The organism is Crocosphaera chwakensis CCY0110, from assembly GCF_000169335.1.
Taxonomy (GTDB): Bacteria; Cyanobacteriota; Cyanobacteriia; order Cyanobacteriales; family Microcystaceae; genus Crocosphaera; species Crocosphaera chwakensis.
In genome coordinates this window covers 35,248-57,249 of the sequence record NZ_AAXW01000030.1, presented here as the reverse complement: position 1 = coordinate 57,249, position 22,002 = coordinate 35,248, and the positions used below count along the sequence as shown (strand labels likewise).

27 protein-coding genes and 1 pseudogene are annotated in these 22,002 nt (G+C 36.4%); 13 read left to right on the top strand and 15 right to left on the bottom strand.

What is annotated here, in order from left to right:
• The 5 genes from CY0110_RS17300 to CY0110_RS17280 all read right to left on the bottom strand — a co-directional run.
• A partial coding sequence (locus tag CY0110_RS17300) for a S66 peptidase family protein (protein ID WP_008276800.1) occupies positions 1-561 on the bottom strand: 561 nt, incomplete at its 3' end.
• A 150-nt stretch (positions 562-711) separates the two neighbouring features.
• Positions 712-1,572 (bottom strand): SDR family oxidoreductase, encoded by an 861-nt coding sequence (locus CY0110_RS17295; RefSeq protein WP_008276799.1) that lies wholly within the window; start codon positions 1,570-1,572, stop codon positions 712-714.
• 35 nt (positions 1,573-1,607) lie between these two features.
• Positions 1,608-1,799 carry a hypothetical protein gene (locus CY0110_RS17290; protein ID WP_008276798.1) on the bottom strand — a complete coding sequence of 64 codons (192 nt, stop codon included), beginning with the start codon at positions 1,797-1,799 and terminating at the stop codon, positions 1,608-1,610.
• 115 nt (positions 1,800-1,914) lie between these two features.
• Positions 1,915-2,439: a DUF421 domain-containing protein gene (locus CY0110_RS17285; protein ID WP_008276797.1), complete on the bottom strand. Its 525-nt coding sequence runs from the start codon at positions 2,437-2,439 to the stop codon at positions 1,915-1,917.
• Positions 2,440-2,490: 51 nt separating this feature from the next.
• Positions 2,491-3,519: a potassium channel family protein gene (locus tag CY0110_RS17280; RefSeq protein ID WP_008276796.1), complete on the bottom strand. Its 1,029-nt coding sequence runs from the start codon at positions 3,517-3,519 to the stop codon at positions 2,491-2,493.
• Positions 3,520-3,660: 141 nt separating this feature from the next.
• Between CY0110_RS17280 and CY0110_RS17275 the strand changes: the two genes are divergently transcribed.
• Complete coding sequence (locus CY0110_RS17275) at positions 3,661-4,899, top strand: cation:proton antiporter domain-containing protein (RefSeq protein ID WP_008276795.1); 1,239 nt, start codon at positions 3,661-3,663, stop codon at positions 4,897-4,899.
• Here CY0110_RS17275 and mutY read toward each other — a convergent pair.
• Positions 4,881-6,065, bottom strand: a complete 1,185-nt coding sequence (gene mutY, locus CY0110_RS17270; RefSeq protein ID WP_408605579.1) for an A/G-specific adenine glycosylase — start codon at positions 6,063-6,065, stop codon at positions 4,881-4,883. The genes CY0110_RS17275 and mutY overlap by 19 nt on opposite strands.
• Positions 6,066-6,257: 192 nt before the next feature.
• Here mutY and CY0110_RS17265 point away from each other — a divergent pair, with 192 nt between their 5' ends.
• On the top strand, positions 6,258-7,493 hold the full coding sequence (locus CY0110_RS17265) for a cation:proton antiporter (protein ID WP_008276793.1): 1,236 nt from the start codon (positions 6,258-6,260) through the stop codon (positions 7,491-7,493).
• A gap of 107 nt (positions 7,494-7,600) precedes the next feature.
• Here CY0110_RS17265 and CY0110_RS17260 read toward each other — a convergent pair whose 3' ends face one another.
• The 3 genes from CY0110_RS17260 to CY0110_RS17250 form a co-directional block, all read right to left on the bottom strand.
• Positions 7,601-7,945, bottom strand: a complete 345-nt coding sequence (locus CY0110_RS17260; protein WP_008276792.1) for a DUF760 domain-containing protein — start codon at positions 7,943-7,945, stop codon at positions 7,601-7,603.
• Positions 7,946-8,113: 168 nt separating this feature from the next.
• Complete coding sequence (locus tag CY0110_RS17255) at positions 8,114-9,070, bottom strand: RNA polymerase sigma factor, RpoD/SigA family (RefSeq protein ID WP_008276791.1); 957 nt, start codon at positions 9,068-9,070, stop codon at positions 8,114-8,116.
• 387 nt (positions 9,071-9,457) lie between these two features.
• Positions 9,458-10,777: a cytosine deaminase gene (locus CY0110_RS17250; RefSeq protein ID WP_008276790.1), complete on the bottom strand. Its 1,320-nt coding sequence runs from the start codon at positions 10,775-10,777 to the stop codon at positions 9,458-9,460.
• Between the two features lie 502 nt (positions 10,778-11,279).
• Here CY0110_RS17250 and CY0110_RS17245 point away from each other — a divergent pair.
• Positions 11,280-11,531, top strand: a complete 252-nt coding sequence (locus CY0110_RS17245; protein WP_008276789.1) for a hypothetical protein — start codon at positions 11,280-11,282, stop codon at positions 11,529-11,531.
• Positions 11,528-11,731, top strand: a complete 204-nt coding sequence (locus CY0110_RS17240) for a type II toxin-antitoxin system VapC family toxin (protein ID WP_008276788.1) — start codon at positions 11,528-11,530, stop codon at positions 11,729-11,731. The genes CY0110_RS17245 and CY0110_RS17240 overlap by 4 nt, the downstream gene beginning before the upstream one ends.
• Before the next feature lie 58 nt (positions 11,732-11,789).
• Here CY0110_RS17240 and CY0110_RS30990 read toward each other — a convergent pair whose 3' ends face one another.
• Both CY0110_RS30990 and CY0110_RS30985 read right to left on the bottom strand, forming a co-directional pair.
• Positions 11,790-12,263: a transposase family protein gene (locus CY0110_RS30990; RefSeq protein ID WP_071943863.1), complete on the bottom strand. Its 474-nt coding sequence runs from the start codon at positions 12,261-12,263 to the stop codon at positions 11,790-11,792.
• 51 nt (positions 12,264-12,314) lie between these two features.
• Positions 12,315-12,782 carry a helix-turn-helix domain-containing protein gene (locus CY0110_RS30985; protein ID WP_008276786.1) on the bottom strand — a complete coding sequence of 156 codons (468 nt, stop codon included), beginning with the start codon at positions 12,780-12,782 and terminating at the stop codon, positions 12,315-12,317.
• A gap of 66 nt (positions 12,783-12,848) precedes the next feature.
• Between CY0110_RS30985 and CY0110_RS17230 the strand changes: the two genes are divergently transcribed.
• The gene (locus tag CY0110_RS17230; RefSeq protein ID WP_157464597.1) at positions 12,849-13,058 is read left to right on the top strand and encodes a type II toxin-antitoxin system VapC family toxin; all 210 of its coding nucleotides are present in this window, start codon (positions 12,849-12,851) and stop codon (positions 13,056-13,058) included.
• A 346-nt stretch (positions 13,059-13,404) separates the two neighbouring features.
• Here the strand turns inward: CY0110_RS17230 and CY0110_RS29375 are convergent, their stop codons facing one another.
• The gene (locus CY0110_RS29375) at positions 13,405-14,094 is read right to left on the bottom strand and encodes a PEP-CTERM sorting domain-containing protein (RefSeq protein ID WP_008276784.1); all 690 of its coding nucleotides are present in this window, start codon (positions 14,092-14,094) and stop codon (positions 13,405-13,407) included.
• A gap of 393 nt (positions 14,095-14,487) precedes the next feature.
• Here CY0110_RS29375 and CY0110_RS17220 point away from each other — a divergent pair, with 393 nt between their 5' ends.
• The 6 genes and pseudogenes from CY0110_RS17220 (at position 14,488) to CY0110_RS17195 (ending at position 17,776) form a co-directional block, all read left to right on the top strand.
• Complete coding sequence (locus tag CY0110_RS17220) at positions 14,488-15,711, top strand: PQQ-dependent sugar dehydrogenase (RefSeq protein ID WP_008276783.1); 1,224 nt, start codon at positions 14,488-14,490, stop codon at positions 15,709-15,711.
• A 368-nt stretch (positions 15,712-16,079) separates the two neighbouring features.
• A pseudogene (locus CY0110_RS17215) lies at positions 16,080-16,361 on the top strand (type ISP restriction/modification enzyme); the annotation flags it as partial.
• 2 nt (positions 16,362-16,363) lie between these two features.
• Positions 16,364-16,702, top strand: a complete 339-nt coding sequence (locus CY0110_RS17210) for a type II toxin-antitoxin system RelE/ParE family toxin (RefSeq protein ID WP_008276779.1) — start codon at positions 16,364-16,366, stop codon at positions 16,700-16,702.
• A gap of 4 nt (positions 16,703-16,706) precedes the next feature.
• The gene (locus CY0110_RS17205; protein ID WP_008276778.1) at positions 16,707-17,012 is read left to right on the top strand and encodes a hypothetical protein; all 306 of its coding nucleotides are present in this window, start codon (positions 16,707-16,709) and stop codon (positions 17,010-17,012) included.
• 150 nt (positions 17,013-17,162) lie between these two features.
• A complete protein-coding gene (locus CY0110_RS17200) occupies positions 17,163-17,453 on the top strand; it encodes a nucleotidyltransferase family protein (protein WP_008276777.1) in 291 nt (96 codons plus the stop codon).
• Between the two features lie 65 nt (positions 17,454-17,518).
• Complete coding sequence (locus tag CY0110_RS17195) at positions 17,519-17,776, top strand: HepT-like ribonuclease domain-containing protein (protein WP_008276776.1); 258 nt, start codon at positions 17,519-17,521, stop codon at positions 17,774-17,776.
• A 1-nt stretch (position 17,777) separates the two neighbouring features.
• On the opposite strand, the gene CY0110_RS17190 is transcribed toward CY0110_RS17195, so the two are convergent.
• Positions 17,778-18,494 (bottom strand): GAF domain-containing protein, encoded by a 717-nt coding sequence (locus CY0110_RS17190; RefSeq protein WP_008276775.1) that lies wholly within the window; start codon positions 18,492-18,494, stop codon positions 17,778-17,780.
• A gap of 202 nt (positions 18,495-18,696) precedes the next feature.
• On the opposite strand from CY0110_RS17190, the gene CY0110_RS17185 reads away from it, so the two are divergent.
• Together CY0110_RS17185 and CY0110_RS17180 are read left to right on the top strand one after the other, a co-directional pair.
• The gene (locus tag CY0110_RS17185; protein ID WP_008276774.1) at positions 18,697-20,079 is read left to right on the top strand and encodes an HD domain-containing phosphohydrolase; all 1,383 of its coding nucleotides are present in this window, start codon (positions 18,697-18,699) and stop codon (positions 20,077-20,079) included.
• A gap of 57 nt (positions 20,080-20,136) precedes the next feature.
• Positions 20,137-20,688, top strand: a complete 552-nt coding sequence (locus tag CY0110_RS17180; protein WP_008276773.1) for a pentapeptide repeat-containing protein — start codon at positions 20,137-20,139, stop codon at positions 20,686-20,688.
• Here CY0110_RS17180 and CY0110_RS17175 read toward each other — a convergent pair.
• Positions 20,685-21,596: a PhzF family phenazine biosynthesis protein gene (locus tag CY0110_RS17175; protein ID WP_008276772.1), complete on the bottom strand. Its 912-nt coding sequence runs from the start codon at positions 21,594-21,596 to the stop codon at positions 20,685-20,687. The genes CY0110_RS17180 and CY0110_RS17175 overlap by 4 nt on opposite strands.
• A 48-nt stretch (positions 21,597-21,644) precedes the next feature.
• A complete protein-coding gene (locus CY0110_RS17170; RefSeq protein WP_008276771.1) occupies positions 21,645-21,998 on the bottom strand; it encodes a nucleotidyltransferase family protein in 354 nt (117 codons plus the stop codon).
• Positions 21,999-22,002 lie beyond the last annotated feature (4 nt).

The window sequence follows — 22,002 nt, the reverse complement described above, 5'->3', positions numbered from 1 at the left end:
GATTTTTTTATTAGTAAATAAAGCTTGTTTAAAAGAGTTTACTTGTGCTGTCCGCCAAGAAGTCAACCCATTAGGACCATGAAAAGTAACTAAACCTGACTGGGTATAAATTGCCATTAATAAGGTGGTTAAATCACTAAAACCGATAATAATTTTCGGATTATTTTTAATTAGATTATAATCTAGATAAGGTAAAATACGAGCGCATCCCCAACCCCCACGAATGGGTAATAATAGATCAATATTAGGGTCAGCAAAAAAGCGATTAATATCATTTGCCCTATCTTTATCCTTTCCTGCTAAATAACCATATTGATCTAAAATATGAGGTGCTAAATAAGGAACTAATCCCAATGCTTTGACCGCATCTTGTACGATATTAATATCTTCTGTGGTAAAAGTGGCTCCTGCCGGACTTACTAAACCAACCCCTGAACCTGCTTTAAGTTTTCGGGGTTTAATAATAGAATTATTTTGGGCGGATGCTTTAGAATAAATAGACGTTAGAAGAGTTAAACTTCCTAAAGATGCAGTTAAAAATTGACGACGATTAAAAGACATTTGAATAAAAATAATGACTGGTAGACCCAGTCGATGAATATGAAAATTACTATAACATAAATTGCTTATCTAGCATAAAATAGCACAAAGAGATTCCTCTTTATGCTAAAAATTGCAAGAGTTTTTCAACTGTTCAAAAAATAAACTTAGTTACGCACCAATTACAACCCCACCATTAGGATGAAGCACTTGTCCTGACATATAAGAAGCATCTTCTGAAGCTAAGAAAACGAAACTAGGAGCAACTTCTTTAGGTTGTCCAGGACGTTGCATGGGAACTTGTTTCCCGAAATTACTAACAGCTTCTTCTTCAAAAGCATCAGGAATAAACGGTGTCCAAATCGGTCCAGGAGCAACTCCATTAACCCGAATTCCTTTTTCTAATAAAGGTTCTGCAATTGAACGAGTAAAGGCTAAAATTGCCCCTTTTGTTGTGGAATAACTCAACAGTTTCGAGTTACCTTTGTAAGCATTAATGGAGGTGGTATTAATAATAGAACTCCCTGGTTTTAGATGAGGAGTTGCTGCCTTTGTTAAATAAAACATAGCAAAGACATTGGTAGCGAAAATATCTCCTAACTGTGCCGAATCAATATCTTGTAAACTGGGTTCTAAATATTGAACGGCAGCGTTATTCACTAAAATGTCTAACTTACCAAACTTATTTAATGTTTGTTGAACCACCTCTTTGCAGAAACTTTCGTTACGAATATCTCCAGGAATTAAAAGACATTCACGATCATATTGTTCTACTGCTTTTTGAGTTTCTTTAGCGTCTTCATGCTCATCCAAATAACAAATGGCAACATTCGCTCCTTCTTTAGCAAAATAGACTGCGACAGAGCGACCAATTCCACTATCGCCACCTGTAATTAAAGCAACTTTATTCCGTAGTTTATCACTACCTTTATAATTGGGATCATCATACTCTGGCTTCGGAGTCATTTGGGATTCTAATGCCGGTGTTCTATCCTGAGATTGAGCCGGAATTTGATCGGGAGTAACTGTCATAATTCTGAGTTCCTTTTTTATTTTTTTATCTATTCTTATTTATCGGAAATATTGTTAGGTCTTTCGGTTGCTGCTTCGTTTTCTGGTGCTTCTTGAACTCGCATCGTTTCCGCATTATCTGGTGCGATTTCATGGGGGTCAACACCATCAGTAACCGTATCCAAAGACCCTTCTGCGTTGGTATTGGGTTTAGGAGAAGTGCCTTTATGACTTGCATGACCAGTCATTGAATTTCCTCTACTTTTTGACAATTAGTTTCAACTTAACGAATCTAATTATTAAGCATTATCCTTCTAAAGAGTGACGTTGAACTAATCAGAAGTAAGAAGTTAACAGTTAACACTAATGGATACCAGGAAGATTACTCAAAGCAGAATAATCAGTATTCCCTTTTTTTATCACCGCAAAGGTTCCGGCTGATTCGAGAATAATAGCTTCTACATCTTCGAGAGAACCAATTTTATTTTGACGAATCACTGATAATAATTCATCTTGAGTCACCCGATGTTTTTTCATCGCTTTATGGAGAAATTGCCCCCGAAAATAAAGCATCGATGGGGTAGCTGTGACCCAATAAGCAAACTTAGAAGAGCGTACCATTATCCAGGAAAAAATAGATTGTAGTGCGATTAAAACCAAAAAAGCCGTCAAACTTTCAGCTAAAGAGACCCCTTTTGCTGTCATTAATCGCCCAAATGTAGAACCAATAGCAATCGTAATCACAAAATCAAAAGCGTGCATTCGAGTTAAAGTTCTTTGTCCTGAAACACGCAATAAAATTAATAAACTAAGATAGGCTAATGTTCCCACAATAATAATGCGAAGAATGGGTTCAAAGCCCCCAAAAAAAAAGACAATTTTTTGCATAATATTGAGTTTATTTAGAAGTTTAAAAGTATTAAAATTCAGTCAGTTGAATTACTTCGGCCAACGAAAATGATTGCGTTCAACTAACCCTAACAGTAACTTACGACGATGGGCTAAATTATCAACAGAACGTAAAAACTCCTCATCACTAACCACCGGAATTCCCGCTTTTCGTAGTAAGCTTAGATCAGGGATAACAGGAGGATGAGGAGACGGATAGATAGAGGCAGAAGCCAGCGTTTTTAGATAAGTTTGCACCGTAGAACGGGAAGATTTTAACATTAACGGCGTGGGACGATAAGGCTTTTGAACCCCAAATCTGAGTAAAGTTAGGGCATCATCCAAAACAGCGATCGCAGGTGCGCTATCTTCTGCCAGAGAAGCACCATGATACCGGTGTAAGATAGGATAGGCCAATTGTTGCTCAGCCAGTTTCCCCACTTGAGTTGATACGGACATCAAGAATAAATCCAGTCCTGCAAATTTTTTCCCGTCCCAAATAGCAATTAGAAAGTCCTCGGAACTATTGGCTAATCCTGTAATTTGACTGGCTAAGGCTCGTTTCGTGGTAACGCCTCCAATCACTGATAAGACAAAACTGACTACTAAGGTAATCATAAACATACCGCTAAAGGTCGTAAAAGAGGCGGCCAACTCCCAAACATCGCTACTCGGATATACGTCACCATTACCCATCGTGGACATTGTGTAAGCGACAAAATAAATACGGTCCATGAGATCGGAGGGAGTTTTTTCGGGGCCGCGAGTGTAGATTAAAGCAGTCTTATCTGCACTAAACATGATTACCCAACCTATCCATAACAACCCAACCCAAGCAAAGGCGATGAGGGTTTGAATCACTGGACCAGCAAGACTGAGCCAATAATTGCGCTTTTTAGGAATCAGTTTTTTGATAATCCACCAAACCACATTGGTTACTCGGTTGGTGACAGGTCCTGCGCCACCATCTACCCATAAGGCAGTCCATAAAGCATCGATCAGGGATAATACAACGAGAAATAATCCAAACAGGAAAACGAAGAAATTCACAATCACTTTAATAGTTTCATATCTGTTCATCTTGGCCTAGACTGTCCCTGAGTACATCTAGCAAAAGTTTTGATTTTGTTTCGTCAAATTTCAGACCTCAGAAAGATGAAAAAATCAGTTAAGTATTTAAAACATTGAAACGTATTGATTTGTTGTTAAATATCCTGAATTGTGGCTCAGTCGCTTGATCCGACCAAATTTAATTTTGCTCTATTAAGTTTAGGGGGTTTACTCTTCTCCTATGCTTTGCTGTCTCGCTTTTTCAAACAACAGCTTTATTTATCTGCTCCGATGTTTGCCCTTGTTTTAGGGATATTGTGTGGGCCGGTGTTTAATATCTTTGACCTTCATGCCTGGGGAACCCAAGAATTAATACTAGAAGAATTGTCTCGTCTGGCGATCGCTGTACAATTGATCTCCACGGCTCTTCATTTAGAGTCAGCTTATCCGTTTAAGCATTGGCGTAGTTTAGTCATTATTATTGGCCCGTTGATGTTGGCTATGTGGGGAATTAGTAGTTTATTAGTATATGTAATTCTAAATGTAGATCCTTGGGTGGCGGTACTCATTGGTGCGGTGTTGACTCCTACAGATCCGGTTCTCGCTTCTACCATTGTCACGGGAAAATTTGCCGAAAAACATTTACCCGATAGGGTTCGGCACTTGCTGGCTGCTGAGTCAGGGTTAAATGATGGCTTAGCTTATCCCTTTGTATTTTTACCTTTGTTAATTCTTATGCCCTCTTATTCTGATCCCATTGTTCACTGGTTTTCGGTGATTTGGTTGTGGGATGTGGGAGCGGCCATTATTTTTGGTTTAGTTTTGGGTTATTTCGCAGGAAAACTGCTGAAGTGGTCGCAGCGCAAAAAAATGATGGATAAACAGTCTTTTTTAGTGTATATGGTTGCAGTGTCTTTTGTAGTGTTAGGGGGGGTTAAATTAATCGGAAGTGATGGTATTTTAGCGGTTTTTATGGCAGGTGTCGGCTTTGATCTAGTAGTGAAAGGATCAGAGCGTTCCAAGGAAGAAAATGTGCAAGATGCTCTTGATTTAATGACGACTACGACCATGTTTACACTGTTTGGTTTGGCGTTACCTTGGCAAGACTGGTTATCTCTGGGTTGGCAAGGATTAGTGTTGGTCATTGCTATTTTATTATTGCGTCGTCTGCCTGTGTTTTTATTGCTAAATCGTTTTATTCCTCATACTAAAGGATACCTGGATGCTCTGTTTATGGGTTGGTTTGGCCCAATTGGTGTAGCGGCCATTTTCTATGCTAATTTAGCAGCCCACAAAACGGGATTACCAGAAGTTTGGTCGGTGGTTAGTCTCGTCGTTTTAGGATCTGTGCTGATTCACGGTATCAGTGCCGTTCCTTTATCAATTTTTTATCAAGAAAATATAGAATGAGTTTTTAACAGTTCAATAATTTTTGTATTGGCTTTTGGAAATGGAAACTGATCAATTTCTTCTAAACTCACCCAACGAATTTCTTCACATTCGATGGGTTTGGGTTCTCCGGTTAAATAGCGACAAAGATGAACATATAAGGTTACTTTAAAATGAGTATAAGCATGATCTAAATTAACTAAATTTTCCCCAACTTCAATCTCGATATCGATCTCTTCTTTAATCTCTCGTTTGATACAGTCTTCTACGGTTTCATCTGGTTCTATTTTTCCCCCTGGAAACTCCCATAAACCACCCAATAAACCCTTTTCAGGACGGCGATCAATTAAAATTAAACCAGCGTCATTATAAATAACAGCCACACCAATTTTTTTATGGGGAAGGGGTTTCGTTTTTTCAGTCATGGGAAGTTGATTTTGTTGGCCTTGTTGATAAGCTAAACAGTGAGATGTCCAGGGACACAGTAAACATCTAGGCTTAGTTTTAACACATATTTCGGCCCCTAAATCCATCAATGCTTGATTGAAGTCTCTGGGGTTCTCCGGATCGAGAATCAGATCCGATAGTTGCCATAAAGATTGTATCCCTTTTTTTGGGGAAACCGGTAACGCCATCAAACGGGATAACACCCGCTTCACATTCCCGTCTAAAATAGAAATCCGTTGGTTAAACGCTGCGCTGAGAATACCCCCGGCGGTGGTGCGTCCAATGCCAGGTAATTTCAGGACATCGGGGAGTTGTTGCGGAAAGACCCCATCATACTCATTTAATAGGATTTGAGCAGCTTTGTGGAGATTTCTGGCTCTTGTATAATATCCTAATCCTTCCCATGCCTTTAAGACCTCTTGTAACTCTGCTGTAGCTAAACTTTCGAGGGTAGGAAAGGTGTCTAACCACCGTTGATAATAGGGAAGAACGGTTTTCACCTGGGTTTGTTGTAACATAATTTCAGAGACCCAGATTAAGTAAGGATCTCTGGTATTTCGCCAGGGTAAGTGTCTTCCCTGTTGTTGATACCAAATTAACAGAGATTGTCTGAGATTAGATAAATTAAAAACTGGTAACGTTATGTCTTTAGCCACGAGGTTGCTTTTATCCTTCAAAATCGTCTCTAACCACCGTTGATAATAGGGAAGAACGGTTTTTACCTGGGTTTGTTGTAACATAATTTCAGACACCGAGACTAAGTAAGGATCTCTGGTATTTCGCCAAGGTAACTGTCTCCCCTGTTATTGCTACGAAAAATTGACATACCCCCACTCGACTCAACCAACGGGATTCCTCTTTTGCCACTTAAGATAGATTCAGCCCCTAGAAAAATTACGCTAAATTGAGGCAGCTTTTTACAAAAGGTGATAATGAACACGTATATTCTCAGCCTGTTAGTTATTGGATTGCTGTTGCTGGGAGTAACTTTAGGTTCAGGATGGATTAAACGTCTTCCTCTCTCTTATGCTTTGATTTACCTTGTATTTGGGATTTTATTAGGTAATTATGGGTTGGGATTAGTCAAAATTAGGCCAGATACGCAGTTTTTGCAGAGATTAACCGAGTTTGTCGTGATCGTGTCTGTATTTGGTTGCGGGCTAAAAATTAATCGTCCCCTCAAACTTTGGGCGTGGCAATCTAGCATTAGATTGATTGGGCTATTAATGCCTTTATCTATTTTAGCTTTAGCTGCGATCGCTCATTATATTTTAGGCATGAGTTGGGGTGCTGGGGGTTTACTCGCAGCAATTCTTTCTCCTACCGATCCTGTATTAGCCTCAGAGGTACAGCTAGATCATATTGAAGATAAAGATGAGTTGCGCTTTGCCTTGACTTGTGAAGGGGGTTTAAACGACTCTCTAGCTTTTCCTTTTGTCTATTTTGGCATTTATGCTCAAAGTAATCCTAATTGGGAAAACTGGTTTAAAAAATGGGTAGCCGTCGATTTGATTTGGGCGATCGCAGCAGGTATCGTTATGGGTATTATAGTAGCCAAAGCCGTAGTTTGGATTGATCGCACTTTACAAAAACGCCGTCAAGCTGATGATTTGATGGAAGATTTTGTCGCGTTAAGTATTATCTTGTTGACTTATTCTCTGACTGAATTGGTTAATGGTTACGGATTTTTGGCGGTATTTGTTGCCGGTTTGGTAGTACAGCGAAGTTACTCTCACCAACCCAATAAAAGATTAGCACAGTTAGAATTTATCGGACAAATTGAAAAGTTATTGGAAGTCACTGCGATCATAATTTTAGGGACGCTATTGTTATATGAACCGATGCTTAAATATGCAACACAGTCTTTATTAATTGCCGGATCATTATTTTTGCTCATTCGTCCCTTGGGTGTTTGGTTAGCTATGTTAGGGGCAAATCTCCCGTGGAAAACCTCAAGGTTAATGGGGTGGTTTGGGATTAGAGGCTTGGGTTCGATTTACTATTTAACTTATGCTTTAAGTAAAGGAGTAACAGGAAAATTTGCTACACAAATTACCTGGATTACTTATTCAGTCGTCGTATTATCAGTTATTATTCATGGTGTTAGTGCTTCTCCATTGATGAATTGGTACGAGAAAGAAAAAATGAACTCGTCTTTGTCTGATTAGTCAGGAGAATTTTAAATTTGTAGCTGTTGTATAAGGCTTGGTCATGATCAAATGGCTGGAATTAATCTAGTGTTTAAGTCTAATTTCCAGCCTAAAGATATTTTGCTTTATTCTTCGTTTTCGGTACTATTATTAATGGCTTGTAGAGACTTTTCAAAGTTCAGTCTTTGTTCAGCGTTGCGTAAAAAGTAGCCACTCATCATGGCTGAAGCCAATAGCTTTCCTAAATGATCTCGACTGGTACTCACTGTTACGCCAAAATGTTCAGAGGGAAGGTTCCCCAGTAAGCCAATAATATTCCGTTCCATCACTTGAAAAACTTCAGCAGAGTCAGGTTTAGACAGTTGAGAAATGGTTTCAGGACTTAGAGACTGAACGTATTTCCACAAGCTTTCCGATATTTCATTTTCACTATTAAAAAAGTTCTGGGAACGGTTCAATTCATTATTCACTGTTGGCCTCCTGTGGATGTTTAGCTGTTTATTTAGCTTTTGATGAAATTGATGCTATTTAATCAGTTATCTTTCCTTTCTACTGTAACAAGTTTATTAACAAAATTGAGGTCGGTAGAACCGAACCGTAAATTCCGATCCCCCGACCTCATGGTACTTTTGTAGTGATTAACTAGCCAAATATTCTTGAATATTAGCCTTTCGTTTTCTCAGTTTAGATAAGGCTTCTCTCTCAATTTGTCTAACCCGTTCCCGACTAATATTCAGACGAGAACCAATTTTAGCTAGAGTTAAGGGTTGTCCATCAAGGAGTCCAAAGCGCAAAGCAATGACTTCTTTTTGTTGAGAGGTTAAGTCCTCCATCAGTCTTTCTAAGTCAAACTGTAAAGAGGAATGGGTAGCAAAGTCTTCTGGAGACTGGCCGTCATCTTCGAGAAGATCCCCTAGTTCCGTATCTTGATTATCCCCCACTCGTAAATCTAAGGAAAGGGGTTGACGGGCCCTTTCTAGATATTCTCTAACTTGTTTGGGGGTTAAGTCTAATTCTTCAGCTAATTCGACTACAGTGGCCGCACGACCTTTTTGTTGGGATAGTTCCCGTTGTGCTTTTTTGATTTTATTGAGTTTTTCGGTGATATGAATGGGAAGGCGAATGGTTCGGCTTTTTTCTGCGATCGCTCTAGTGATGGCCTGACGTATCCACCAATAAGCATAAGTAGAAAAACGATAGCCTTTGGTGGGGTCAAATTTTTCTACCCCTCGCTGCATCCCGATGGTTCCTTCTTGGATGAGATCCAATAGATCAAGGTTCCGTTTGAGGTACTTTTTAGCAACAGATACGACCAAGCGAAGGTTGGCTTCTACCATTTTCCGCTTAGCTGCTTCTCCTATCTCAATTATGGATTGTAATTCTTTTCTCGATATCTTAGCAGTCTTAGCCCATTGGATTTCTGTGGGTTCTTGACCAGTTTCTTCAATGATATCGTCTCGAAGTTTCTCTAAGTTAACTAATCGCTGGACGCGCTTAGCATAAAGAATCTCTTCTTCATGAGTTAACAAGGGAACACGACCAATTTCTTTGAGATAAGCCCTAACAGGATCAGGATTACTTTTAGTTAGCTTCATAAGAGATTTTTTATCTAGTAGTTAAGTGTCACAGAATGAAGAGTAAGAAATAGTGATATATAAAAGGGAAAGATTATGGTAACAAAATTTTGACTATGATTGCTGTTTTATTGGTTTTTTGTTAATGAGTCATGATTTTGACTTTGATAATGGAAGCGAGTGATCAGGGTGTCATAAGGGAACACATCTCTATTTAGGTATGAATTCCTAGTGTTGTTATCGGTTCCTTAACAATAGTACATTATTATGTTAAGTTTTGTAAAGCTCCTAATAGACTAGGAATATATGCTTACGGTTCTAGTGTAACGAGATTCTTAAAAAAAATTGCAGCTAAATTAACAATTTGCTGAATTGCAGAATAAAAAATTGAGAATTAGTGATTATTATTCACAAGCAAAAAATGAGATCATCTAATTGGTCGTAGTCTGGTAGGGTTGTGTCGATCCATTGACCTTGTCTAATTACCTGGCGATCGCTTTGAGGACGAGCAAATAATTCACTAAAATAACGGGCTTTAAAAATAACTAAATCTGCATTTGCTCCTATTCTTATTGTACCTAAATTTGATAAATTCATTAACTGTGCAGGTATTTTATTAACTGTTGTGACCCAATCATCATAATTAGTATCTAGATGGCAAATTCTGACAGATTCTCTCAAAACTTCTAACCCGTCATGATTACCAAACCCATAAAAGGGATCTCGACAGTTATCACTGGCAAAACTCACAGGAATTCCTTGTTTTTTCAAGGCGTGAACATCGGTAACTCCTCGCCATTTTGGGGTAGTTTCTGGGGTTCTATCTTGTAGATATAAATTGCATAAGGGTAAACTAATAACATTTATATTAGCTTCTTTGACTAATTTTATCGTTTCTTTGACTAATTCTTCAGATTGTTGAGCTAAACTACAACAATGACCACAGGCAATTTTATTTTCAAATTGATGTTTAATGGCTGCTTGGGCAATTTTTTTTAAACAAATTGAGTTAGGATCTTTGGTTTCGTCGGCATGAAAATCTAGGTCTACATTTCTTTCCTTAGCTAAGGTAAACACTCGATCTAATTGTTCGTCAATTTGAGGGTTCATATAGGCAACTCCTCCTAAAATTTGTCCATAGTTGGCGACTAAATCAGCTAATTGTTCTCCTTCTTTATTTAGAAAATAATCTAAGGAAACTAAAGAAACCCCTTGTAAAATAACTTTATTTTGCCATTGCTCTTTTAATTGCTGGAAGATATCAAAACTGATCTTTGCTTGTTCCCCAAACGCATCTAAATGGGTTCTAATAGCAATAGTTCCTTGAGCATAACTGCATTGTAATCCAAATTCCATGCGTCGATAAATGTCTTCTGGTTTCCAGTGGTTTTCAGCGTCTTTTTTGACGGTATTTAACGCTTCTTCAAAGGTTCCAGAAAGGTTAGGCGATCGCTCGTAAATATGTCCTTTGTCTAAGTGAGTATGACTATCGATAAAACAAGGAAAAATAATTCCTTTTTTAACATCAATATAGGGATATTCAGGAAGTTGAGAAGTATGAGGGATAATATTAATAATTTTGTTTTGATCAATTTCTAAATCTACATGACATAATTGTTCTCTTGTCTGGGGATTAATAGAAACATTTTCTAATAAACACAGAGGAATATGAGCATTTTTTATCCAAAAGTGATGAGTATCAGTTATCAGTGAATAGTTATCAGTCATCAGTTTTATCAATTATTAGATGTTGGTGTGTCTAATTGCTTTAATAGATTCAAGTAAAGGGTCAGTTTTATTAATGATGATATCCCAAATAATTTCATCATCATTCGTCTTATTTTTAAGTATATATTAGGTAAGAAACTTACTCGAATTATTTCCGCACGTCCAGCTACTCGCACAAAGAAAAAACAATATGAACAAACCTAACGAATAAATGACCTTTACTATTAACCCTCGTCTTTCATAAAAGGTATCAATTTCTATTCCTAAAGATACTCTAGCATCTTTAAAAACAATTGCTCATAATCAGGATATGTCTCTAGAAGCTCTCTTAAAATTCTATATAGGGAATAGAAATACAAAGATTCGTGTTTAACATTTTTGATATCCTTATTTATCCTTCCAAAGAATGAGGATTATTATTAAGATTTTAATTGATTTAATTAATTGTGTTATTATTAAATGTATAATAAAGTTAAAAACTTAATTTCATTATAAATTTATTATGAAACTCAAAGTAAATGAAGAAGGTGTCTTAATTCCTAAAGCATTATTAGGAGATAGTCAAGAAGTTGAAATTATTCAACAAGAAGAAACGATTATATTGAAAATAAAAAAACAATCAACAAATTATAAATTACAATCTAATTTAGAATCTAGAAAACCTGGTTATTGGAAAGGAAAAGTTAAAATAGCTGATGATTTTGATATTTTGCCCGATAACATACAAAATAGTTTTATGGGTTTAAGTGAATGAATTATCTTCTTGATACTCATACATTGTTGTGGTGGTTAGATGAAAGTTCTATGCTTTCAATACAAGCAACCGCTATTATTTCAAATACTCAAAATATTATTTTTGTTAGTGCCATAAGTGCCTGGGAAATTTCTATTAAAAAATCACTAGGTAAACTTGAGGCACCAGATAATAGACATCTCCAAAAATCTATAACCTAGTTACAGCAATAGAAACAGGTGTATTGGACTCGAAGTAAAAAATTGTCCTGAAAACGAATTAATAAGGATTTGAAGAGACTAAATCTAATTTAGACATAAAACTATGGTTCATTCTAACGTCAATTATTTCTCCAGATGTACAGGATTTTGTTACTTCTAAAATTAGGGAACTAATTCTCAAGCGGACTAATCCGCAAACTGTTAATAAAACCGATTTATATCTATTTTTGTGTAAGCGAAATCTCTCTTGAACTACTTTAAATACTTTGACTATTCTAATTAAATGCTCTACAAAAATTCGATTAGATGATAAAGCTTTATTTTCTTCTATTTGATTTTCTGTTAATTCTCCATTTTTCGTTCTTTTATGCGGAGTCGTAATTTGAGTTTCTCCAATGTAGGCTTTGTCCCCACTAAAAGTTTGATTTATCTTAAATTTATTTAAAGTTTGCCTACATATTTTTATGTCACTTATTGGTCCAGGTTTTCCAATAACTACATCAACAATATCCTCAGCTTTTGGTAATACAATAAACTGACTTTTAAGAGTATGTCTTTTTTGCTTTCCTGAAAAGTATCTTTTTTACTCTTGGTAGTCTAAAGGTCTTTCAATAGGCTGTTCTGCACTATCTACAATCAATTCATAATCTTTTAATTGTTCAATCACAAGTTTTTCTTCGTCTTGGGACTTTTTTACTTGTTCTAACAAACTTGGAGGTAACTCTCCCTCAAAAAGTTTTTGCCAATATGTAAAAATATTATGAGCCGTTGATTCACTCACTTGGAAGACAAGTCCTAAGAATTGAAAGCTTACATTATGACGAAGATAAATTAACATGAGAATTATTTGTTCTTCTTCTGATAATTTAGGATGATTTCCACTTCCTGATTGATTAATTCGGGTTTTTGTTTTTTCAATTTTTTCTTTATTGTTCTGATTGAGAAGCTTTCCTAGAGCGATTAGTTGTTTGAGTTGTTGATAGTCGATTCCTAATAATCTTTTTGTTTGTTTAGAATATTTTTGAATATAAGCCCAAGTATAACTTTTCATGTCCTCTTTTAGAAATTTATTATGTATTTAATTATACTATTTTTTTGATTTTATTAAATTATGGAGATGTCTAATTTAGAAGAAGCTATTACTCACAATAATTTTATACCATTGGAAGTTACTATAAAGGATGGAATCTTAGCAGGAAATCTTCCTAAACACCATAATGACCCTTTTGATAGAATGTTAATCGCACAAGCAATAAATAACAATATAACTATTATTACAAGAGATTTTAAAATTTCTGAATATAAAGTTAAAATCATTCTTGCTTAATTCCAAGATTTTAACAGATATAGCGTTTCTCCACGTTAAAAAGCTACTCCTATAGAAATACAAAAATTCGTTTTTGACATTTTTGATATCTTTATTTGTCCTTCCAAGGAATGAGAAACGAGGAATCTCGTTAACGTCATAAGTATTTTCCTCTAAGTTTATTTTCTCAAAAAAAATTCCCCCTAAATAGTTTCAGAGGAAATGGGGTTTTTGTATGAAACAAGAAAGTATTACAATGAAACAGAACAGACAATATTGATGAACTTTAGGGCTACTAAAGCATAACCTTAAACTAAATCAGCTAGGAAAAACAATGGTTGTTTACTTTATTGTGTTTTTCTGTGTTTTATGCTTTGGTAGATCCTTTTTTGTCTTTTTTGCCAAGCTTACGCTTAAACGCACCACCGAAAGCAACTGCTGTACCTGCACCTAAGATAGTGAGGGGTTCAGGAACAGCAGTGGGGTTACCAGTGTCTGTAGGAATAACTTCAATACTCATAGAGTAACTACCGTCTGAATTAAATTGGTTAACGGTAACGAAACCTGTTCCTAATGCACTACCAGAAGCATTACGAAAAACACCTGTAAATTGAGGAAAACTGTAAGCAATACCGCCACTACCAGTTAAAGGATTTTGCACTACTTGACGTAAAATAGTTAAAGGTTCGTCAACATCAAAGAATATATCGTCACCCGCGGCGGCAGTATTTCCAGTAAGAGTAACAAAGGGATTACCATTTTCTACTGCACCGAAATAGGTTATACCAGCATCTTGGGTTAACAGAAGGTCTTTAACAATAGCATTGGTGCCAATGTAACCACCAAAAGCACCATCGGAACTACCTAGGACTGTGCCAGGATTTTCAAAGTCAATCTCGTCCGTTGGGGGATTGAGATCATTACCAAAAGTAGCAACTCCACCGACATTTAGAGTATCTCCGATGCTAAATGCTTGAGCAGAAGCCGCAGTTAAAGTCATAGTAGCTGCAGTACCTGCAAATGCTACACCTAAAGCAACAGGTTTTAAACCGAACATGAGTGTTATCTCCTCAAATATACAAGAATCAAATTGAAGATTTTGTTTTCCTTCAGTATTTATTCTGGCATACCCATGTTATTTTTCATGTAAACGCAATGTATAACTTCGTGTTAACTTTCAAACATTTACATCACTATGCAATCTTTATCGAATAGTTGTAAGCTTTGTTTAATCAGTGTAACACATAGCAAAATTCGTGAATACAATGTCTATAATTCGACCATACAAAACCTCGATCAATAGCGTTTACAAATGAGATGTGGTCATTATCTCCTGCCTTCTGCTTCCTGCTTCATCCTGGTTTTAGCAAAATTTGATACATTAATAATTAATCAATAGTTTGAGAAAGAGTCACTTTTATGGTTTTAGTTCCCATAGAAAATAATCAATATGCTCATGAAACTAATTAACTTTAACCCGTTTTATCTAGCTATATTCAACCTGCTTATTATTTTTGGGTTAGGTAGCTGTTTGTCTCTGTCTGAGTCTTCTAATCAATCTACAATTCAACCAACTGCAAATCAAACCAGTCAAGCATCAGAAACACAACCAGAAGAGATTAAACAAGTTACTATGCTAGAGGGATTAGAACATCCCTGGGCTATAGATTGGCTTCCTAATGGGGATATACTCATCACAGAACGACCTGGAAGACTCCGTATTATTGAAAATGGCAAATTAAATCCAGAACCCATTCAAGGAGTGCCAGAAGTGTTTGCAGTGGGACAAGGAGGGTTGTTAGATGTATCAGTACACCCCAATTTTGAGGAAAATCGTTACATTTATCTCACCTATGCGTCGGGGAATCGTAACAATAACCAGACGAGAATTGCCCGTGCTATCTTAGAGAACAATCAATTACAAGACCTAGAAGTGATTTTTGAGGTGTCTCCTAGTAAGACTGGAGGACAACATTTCGGATCACGTTTGGTGTGGTTAGAAGACGGAACTTTCTTAGCGTCCATTGGAGACGGAGGAAACCCACCCTTAACTATAGATGGTGAGTTGAGTCGCAAACAAGCGCAACAGTTGGACAGTTATTTAGGGAAAATTATACGCCTCAATGATGATGGTAGCATCCCCGATAATAATCCGTTTGTGGATCAAGACAATGCTAACTCTGCTATTTGGAGTTATGGACACCGTAATATTCAAGGGTTGACGGTGAATAAGGAAAGCGGTGAAATTTGGTCAACGGAACACGGTTCAAAGGGTGGCGATGAACTGAATAATATCAAAGCAGGGGGAAACTACGGATGGCCTGAAGTGACTCATAGTCAAGAATATAGTGGGGGTGAGATATCTGATAAGCGATCGCTGCCGGGTATGGTTGATCCCTTGGAAGTTTGGACTCCTGCGATCGCACCATCGGGACTGACTTTATATGATGGTGATAAATTTTCTGACTGGAAAGGGGACTTATTAGCCGGGGGTTTAGTTGCAAGGGAAGTCATTCGTATTGACTTAAATGATGCTAATGAAATTGTGGGACAATATCCAATAAAATTTGAGCAACGGGTTAGGGATGTTAGCCAAGGACCGGATGGGTTGATTTATGTTTTAACGGATGATAGAAATGGTAAATTAATTCGGTTAGAAGCTGTTAATAATTAAGTCGTGTTGAGAATTGAAAAACCATGAAGCAAAAAGTTATCTTAAATATTGAAGAAACTCAACTTGATTTTCTTCTTAATTATGAAAAATATAGGTTTAAAAATGAAGAAGAGATGATTCGTTTTGCATTAGATTAGAAAAGTTGCAATCAGAATTAGATATTAAAGAATTAGAAGCGTCAGCAGACCTATATCTATATGCAGAAATCTATGAAGAAGACACCGAACTACAAGAATTAACTGAAACAGCTTAATTTAATTATTCTTTCTTTATAGAGACCTTTTTTACAACTTTACCATTATACAGATAAATTACTCAATCACAGACTGACAAATAATCATTTTTCAATGCTTGGTGATAGTCTTCAAAAAGCAAATACAATGATATCAATTTCAGGAATAAGCTCTAGTAAATCCTTAGAGGGAATACCATCCATTGCATGGGAATATAAACTAGGAAACCGATGTGCATTAGAATGGATTTTAGATCAATATAAAGAAAAGAAACCCAGAGATAAAACCATTGCTGAAAAATTCAATAATTATCGTTTCGCAGACTACAAAGAACAAGTGATTGACTTATTAACAAAAGTGTGTGCTGTTAGCGTAGAAACCATGAAGATTATTGAAGAAATGGAGAATAATCAATAAATATGAGTCAGGAAAAATGGGAAATAAAAAAATATGTTACTGAAACCAATCTATGTCCTTTTGATAACTGGTTTGAACAACTAGATATGCAAACTCAAGTTAGAATAGATGTCCGTCTTGATAGAGTTAGGTTAGGAAACTTTGGAGACGCTAAAAGTGTAGGAGAAGGAGTTTATGAGTTAAGATTATTTTTTGGTTCAGGATATCGAATTTACTACGGTATAATAGGAAAAAAGATTATACTTCTTCTAACGGGAGGAGGAAAAAAGACCCAAAATAAAGACATCAAAAAAGCAAAAAAATTCTGGAATGCTTATCAAAAAGAACAAGGAGGTAAATAATAAAATGCCAATTAAAAACTATCAAGATGATTTTTTTAAAAGACTATCTGATCCTCACTATGCTTCTCAATATTTAAAAGTAGCATTAGATGAAACCTTAAAAGATGGAAATAAAGAAGCTTTTATTCTCGCTTTAGAAAATATTATGGAGGCCAAAAAAATGGTTAAAACTTTATCTAAAATTACAGAAAACTCACAAGGAGAAATTGATAAACTTTTATGGAACAAAGAACAGTTAACTGTAGAAAATTTACTATTTATTTTACACTCAGTGGGTATAAGTATAGACTTTAAACCAATTATGGACTAAAATAAGTTTTGAATAATATCAGTTCTCAGAAATAGCTATAGAGATTGCTTCGGGGTATTTTCAGTAAAAATTGAAGCTTATTGTTTATATTTCCCCTCACCATGACAAATAAGGATAGGAAAAACATAATTATTTGGAGTATTTAAGAAAATGAATAAAGAAGATTTAATGAAGTTTTTAAAACAAAATTTAACAGTAATTAAAAGTTATGGTGTAACTTCATTAGCTTTATTTGGTTCTTTTGCTAGAGATGAGGCAAAAAGTAGTAGTGATCTTGATTTGTTGGTGGAGTTTGAAGGAGTCGTTACCTTTGACAACTATATGGAATTAAAGTTTTTTTTAGAAGATAGTTTAGGGTTATCCGTTGATTTAGTCAGTCGAAAAATGTTGAAACCTCAACTTCTGAAGTCAGTGGAAAAAGAAGCCATTTATGTCTCGTAACTTAAGGCTTTATTTTGATGATATATTAGTCAGTTGTGATAAGATTTTACGATATAGTCAAGGACTTGATTATAAAAGATGAATTAAGAGTTGATGCGACTTTAAGGAACTTACAAATTATTGGAGAAGCAGTTAAACAAATCCCAAGAGAAATGAGAAATAAATATCCAAGGGTTGAATGGCTTGAAATTGCTGGTTTAAGGGATATTTTAGTCCATGCTTATTTTAGTTTAGAAAATGAAATCATTTGGGACATTATACAAACAAAAATTATTCCTCTTAAGTCTGAAGTTGAAATCATCATTAATCAGGAGTTTGAATAATTTAACTATCATCCTCCTCCTTTAATAAAACTTCTGCAACATCAGGAAAATGAACCTTCATACACTCATTACAAATACCATGAGTAAACTCAACATCGGAATGTTGTTCAATAAACGTTTCAACGGTAGACCAATAACCTTGATCGTTACGAATACCCTTACAATAAGAACAAATAGGGACTAAACCCTCGATAACTTTAATTTTATCTAAAGCAGTGGCTAATTGAGAAGATACCCGTCTTAACTCTAACTGCATCATAACTTGACGCGCGAGAGCATTTAAAGCATTGGTTTGAGACTCCGATAACTCCCTCGGTTGACGATCAATAACACAAAGCGTTCCTAAAGGTTGCTCATCAGGAGTTAATAAAGGAACCCCTGCATAAAACCGAATATAAGGGTCAACTATTACTAATGGATTATCTTTAAAACGTTCATCTAAAAAAGTATCCTTGACAACCATCATGTCTGGACTCAAAATACACTGAGAACAGAAGGAAACATCACGGGAAGTTTGAGCCACATTTAAGCCAACTTTGGACTTAAACCATTGACGTTCTGCATCCACAAACGTAATTAAAGCAATGGGAACATCGCAGATAAATGCTGCTAAACTGGTGATATCGTCGTAAGCTTGCTCAGACGGTGTATCTAAAATGTTATATTGTTTGAGGGCTTCTAATCGCTCCGATTCTTGAGCAGGAGTTTTGATTTTCATAGCCTGGTAAAGAGGTCTTATTTTCCTAATGCTGTCTATAAATATTTTAGAAACATCTGATTAAGAAAATCTGTTACAGTCAGTAGTGCTTAACAATAATTAAGAGGATAACCCGTAGTCGTCAATTGACTAATCCAATAAGCTATAGTTATCCGTAGTTTAAAATAAACTAATAATAAAGTCCCAATTTTAGCAGTTCTGAATGTTACCTGAGTCAACCTTAAAACAACTCAAAAGCGCACTTCCAGACGGTCAATTACCCCCTAGTTACGGGGTTTACTTCAAAAATACCCTGGTTGCCCTTTGTCACGCCTTAGAAGACCATATTCTTAAAAGTACCCCTGATGATCCCCAACAACATCCGTTAGTGTTGGTGACGTTTCAACAGGGAAAATGGTACTTACAAGAGGCCGATCGCTATTATGATATTGCCCAACGTTCTCGCCATATTGCGATCGCTGCTGTAGCAGAAAGCGGGTTTGACAGCCATAAAACAGGAAAATTAGACAATGTTTCTTTGGTTCATCTTAAACAAGAAGATCCCCTCATTGAAGAGTGGAATTTAATCATTTTAGCCCCAGGATACGCAGCAATGGTCTTATGTCGGGAACTATCCTCTGAAGACTACCGCGCCGATACCCAACCCCAAACAGACGCAGAACGAAAATTTTACGGACTTTGGACTTTTGATCGCCTTCCAGTTGAAGAGTCAGCTAAGATTTTAATCGAGGGAATGCGATCCTATAACCCAGAATTAGCCGATAAATTAAGCAAAATGCAACAAGCGATCGCAGAAACTCCCCAAGATGTCTCTATCGATCTCACTGGGGTTGTCTCTCGTATCGTGACCTACTTACAAACCTCTCAGCAACAGTTAGTAACCATTAACCGTCAAACGAGAGAACTGGTAGACTTAGAAGGACAAGCCCGAAAATTAAACCGAAATCTGGCTGCTAGTAAGTTACAAGCCTTTCTCCGTATGGCGCAACGAGTGGATGAGAAAGACAAAGATAACCCCCTCGCTTCCTTACAAGTATCAGCCCTCGCAGAAACCATCGGACAGTTATTGGACTTACCCACTCTACAACTGAGACGGTTAAGATTAGCAGGGTTATTATATCGTATCGGACTAGCAGAAGCCCCCAAAGAAGTGTTTACTCACACCCCTGAACAATTAAATGATTCGAGTTACGATTTTTGGAGAGACAGGGCAATGTTGGGATCTCAATTGTTATCGACTATGCCCGAATTAAAAGCGATTAAAGACATCGTAGGACACCAGTTAGAACATTGGGACGGAAGCGGTAAACCCGATGGCTTAAAAGGGGAAGACAACGGCATTGAAGCGAGAATCTTGGGGTTAGTTGCCTACTTCCAAGAATTAACCCAACCTAGGGGCGATCGCGATTCTTTAAGTTTAGGGGAAGCTTTAGAAAAATGCGAATCTTATAAAGAAACTTGGTTTGATCCGACATTGGTTGATACCCTAGCTAACATTATTAGATTAGTAGAAATGGGCTTAATGGCATTACCTGATCAGCCCAGTCAACTACCGGCGATTTGGTTAGAAGAAGCTACAAAGTAGTGAATAGTTTATAGTGAATAGTTATTCACTATTTACCATAAACAAGAGAAGATTATCATGAGTACAACTATCAATTTATTGGATATTCGTAACGGAAAAATTAAAGATTTAGCCAAACAAGATTTATCAGGAATGGATTTATCTGGGGCTGATTTAACCGGGGCTGATTTATCGGGATCGAACCTACGAACCAATTTACGAGGGGCTGATTTAACTGGGGCAAACTTAACTAATGCTGACTGTCGTAATGCTGATTTAAGAGGGGCTATTTTAGCCGATATTCAAGGTAAAAATATTAGTTTAGCAGGGGCTTTTTTAGCTGGTTCTGTGTTAAGCCATTTAGATTTAACAGGGGTTGATCTTCGTGGTTGTGATCTACGAGGGGCTACTTTAGTCGGGACTATTTTATTACAAGCTGATTTAAGTAATACAAACCTATCGGGGGCTGATTTATCTCAAGCTGATTTAGAAGAGGCTATTCTCAATGGGGCCATTTTAAGAGGGACTAATTTAACTTCTGCAAATCTATTATGCGCCCAAATAGAACAAGCTATCATAGAAGGAACATTATTAACTAATACTTGTGTTGAAGGCACTTCATTAGATTAGGCAATATTGATAGTTCCTTTTGTGACTAAAACAGAAGATCCGCCCACAGAAATCTTGTTGATTTTTGCCTCTGTTTTTTCTATTGTTACCTCTAGGAAACTTGGCCTTCCCATTTCAAACCCTTGTTCTATTCGCCAGTGAAATTGTCTATTTTTTTCGGTTTCACGAATACCTAAATATCCCCCAAAGGCAGTAGCAGCAGAACCTGTAGCTGGATCTTCTGCAACTCCTAACCCTGGGGCAAACATTCTTGCTCGAATATTTGATCCTTCATATTCGGGATCGAAACAGAAAACATACAAAGAAGAAGCCCAGGCATTTCCTAATAGTTGTTGCCAGCGATCGCTATTTAATTTTATCCTCTTTAATGCTTCCCTATTATGCAAAGGAACAAATAAAAAAGGTAGTCCACAAGAAACTGCTTGAGGAGAATAGTTATCCTGTCTAAAATCTTCTATTTTTAAACTTAAAATTGATGCCAATTCTTCTATCGATGGACAGGTATCAGAAAATTCTGGTAATTGAGGTGAGGTTAATTCTGTATAGATAGGTTGCTGATTTTTAAATTTGATTGTGACTGGAACTAAGCCAACTCCTTCCTCAAAAATAATATGATAATCATCATCTTGATTGATAGAGTTATCAGTAATTCCTAAAATATAAGCTGCGCCTAATGTGGGATGTCCAGCAAAAGGTAATTCTTGAGTTGGGGTAAAAATACGCAACTTTTTAGTAGCATTTTTACCCGTAGAAGGTAAAATAAAAACCGTTTCTGAAAAGTTGAATTCTGCTGCTATTTTTTGCATTATTTCTGTAGATAATCTCTCAGCATTCGGAAATACTGCTAATTGATTACCTCCGAAAATAGTATCAGTAAAAACATCAACCGTGTAAAATAAATAAGTCATAATAATTCAATTCTGTAGGGTGGGCAAAATTTGCTGAGTCTTTCCATCTCAAGTTGAAATTAAATTTAATAGGATTTGTCCTGATTCATAGATCATTTCAGCAGTTTCTAAAATGTTCTTACGGCGAATCCAGTTATGACTGTTTTCAATAGACCGTTTTTCAATGAGGTCTACTTTTCGTCCGATGAGATCCTCAAGTTGGTATTGGATACCGACTAAATCCATTAAGCTTAGTTGAATTTGAGGCTCGAAGACTACAAGGAAATCGATGTCGCTTGTTTTCTTAAAATCTTCCCTGAGAACAGATCCAAACACCGATAATTCAAGGATATGGTTTTGTTGACAGAAGTTAATCAGTTCACTGAGTGAAACATTAAGTCTATTCAATATTTTTTGATTCATCCTT